This is a genomic window from thiotrophic endosymbiont of Bathymodiolus puteoserpentis (Logatchev) (assembly GCF_900127505.1).
GTDB lineage: Bacteria > Pseudomonadota > Gammaproteobacteria > PS1 > Pseudothioglobaceae > Thiodubiliella.
This window is the reverse complement of sequence record NZ_UEXF01000020.1, coordinates 1-1925: the sequence shown is the minus strand read 5'-3', so window position 1 is coordinate 1925 and position 1925 is coordinate 1. Positions and strand designations below refer to the sequence as shown.

The 1925-nt window shown below is 37.2% G+C and carries 4 protein-coding genes; 3 read left to right on the top strand and 1 reads right to left on the bottom strand.

Annotated elements, in window-relative coordinates; all coding sequences use genetic code 11:
- The 3 genes from BHECKSOX2_RS10185 to BHECKSOX2_RS03455 form a co-directional block, all read left to right on the top strand.
- Positions 1 to 302 (top strand): transposase (locus BHECKSOX2_RS10185; protein WP_245391297.1); only part of this gene is annotated, 302 nt, incomplete at its 5' end.
- Between the two features lie 81 nt (positions 303 to 383).
- The gene (locus BHECKSOX2_RS03460) at positions 384 to 752 is read left to right on the top strand and encodes an IS3 family transposase (protein ID WP_280953228.1); all 369 of its coding nucleotides are present in this window, start codon (positions 384 to 386) and stop codon (positions 750 to 752) included.
- Positions 674 to 1147, top strand: coding sequence for a DDE-type integrase/transposase/recombinase (locus tag BHECKSOX2_RS03455; protein WP_245391296.1), 474 nt, complete (start codon positions 674 to 676; stop codon positions 1145 to 1147). The genes BHECKSOX2_RS03460 and BHECKSOX2_RS03455 overlap by 79 nt, the downstream gene beginning before the upstream one ends.
- Positions 1148 to 1475: 328 nt before the next feature.
- Here BHECKSOX2_RS03455 and BHECKSOX2_RS03445 read toward each other — a convergent pair.
- The coding region (locus BHECKSOX2_RS03445) for a transposase (RefSeq protein ID WP_139682054.1) at positions 1476 to 1925 on the bottom strand (450 nt) is incomplete at its 5' end.

The following is a 1925-nucleotide window of genomic DNA, read 5'->3' as shown; positions in this document are numbered from 1 at the left end:
TGCCTAAAAAAGCCCTTAAGCGAGACAATCGTTATCAACAAGACAAAAAGCGCAAACTGTGTAAAAGACGCGCAGCGATTGAGCCGATTATCGGACATCTTAAATCAGATTTTAGACTCTCTAGAAACCTACTCAAAGGGCAAGTTGGTGATGAGATTAATGTTTTAATGGCTGCCTGTGCTTGGAATTTGAGAAAATGGCTGGTGATAGCCACTATTTTTTTGTTTTGGCAAAAACTGGGCTTATTTTTTGTAAAATACCTAAGGTTTTTTGTGGTGCTGGATAAAAAGCAGTTTTGTTGATTTAGATGGTTGGGAAAATGGGTGGTTTTGGTTTGGTTGGAGTGAGTTTTTAAGGGGCGACTAAATAACACCAAACAATCTATCAAAAACCACATCACCAAGGTGTTTGAAAAAATACCCATCTATGGTGAGAAAAAAATCCATCAACAATTACTTGAAGACGGCTACAAGGTGAGTTTACACACCGTAGCACGCTATCGGCAAGAATTAGGTTTAAAGGCAGTATTAGCAGTTAAACAAGTTAATACAACTATACCAATCAAAGCACACAAGAAATACAGTTACAAGCTACGAGGGCTTAATATCAGTCATTCTAACCATGTATGGAGATCGACATTACCTATGTCAAGATTGCAGGGGGTATGGTCTATATGGCAGCTATTATTGATTGGCATTCAAAAGCTGTTCTATCACACAGGATATCCAATACCATGGATTCTCAATTGGTAATGGGTGTACTTAATGACGCTTTAGAGAAACACCTACACCCACACCCACACCCACACCCACACCCACACCCAGAGATATTTAACACTGATCAAGGTAGTCAATATACCAGTGAGATACACACTAAACGATTAAAAGATTTAGGTATTACAATATCTATGGATGGTAAAGGTAGGGCTACAGATAATATCTGTATTGAGCGTTTCTGGAGGAGCGCAAAATGCGAAAGAATTTATTTAAATGAATATCAATCCATCAGTGATTTAATCACTGATATGGATGATTATATTGAGTTTTACAATCATCAAAGATTCCATGAAACATTGAAATATAAAAAACCAATGGATGTGTATCAAGAAAGTATAAAATTGAATCAGGAAAAGAAGAAGGTCTCTTAAGATGTTCTATATAAGAAATTTTAAAAAGTTGTCAGGGGTTTTGGGGTAATGTAAATTGCACCTAAAATCGCAATAAAAATAGGATAGGTAAACAAAGTCAATCTCTCCAACCCAGCAGAAATAGTTTCAAGACCTTTTAAATCCAATAAAGACGCCAAAAAATAACCGATAAAGCCCAGCCCAACAATACTAAATAGGGTTGTTTGAGCAAGTACCTTAGATTGGTCTTTTTTCCAAAAAATATAACTCAGTATGCCAAGGTAAATAGTCGCCCCTTAAAAACTCACTCCAAACAAACCAAAACCACCCATTTTTCCAACCATCCAAATCAACAAAACTGCTTTTTATCCAGCACCACAAAAAACCTTAGGTATTTTACAAAAAATAAGCCCAGTTTTTGCCAAAACAAAAAAATAGTGGCTATCACCAGCCATTTTCTCAAATTCCAAGCACAGGCAGCCATTAAAACATTAATCTCATCACCAACTTGCCCTTTGAGTAGGTTTCTAGAGAGTCTAAAATCTGATTTAAGATGTCCGATAATCGGCTCAATCGCTGCGCGTCTTTTACACAGTTTGCGCTTTTTGTCTTGTTGATAACGATTGTCTCGCTTAAGGGCTTTTTTAGGCAGGATGATGTTTGCACCGAGCACTACCTTTGCACCAACATAGCCTCGGTCGCATACCGCTTGTTTGATGGGTTTGTTTCTGTTGCTATTAGCATGGCTTATGGCAACATTTAAGGTTTTTGAGTCGTGAATATTTTTATCATGACTGGC

What these genes read in the sequence shown, in the direction of transcription:
- BHECKSOX2_RS03455 (WP_245391296.1), top strand. Translation starts at nt 674, where the DNA reads ATGGCAGCTATTATTGATTGGCATTCAAAAGCTGTTCTATCACACAGG.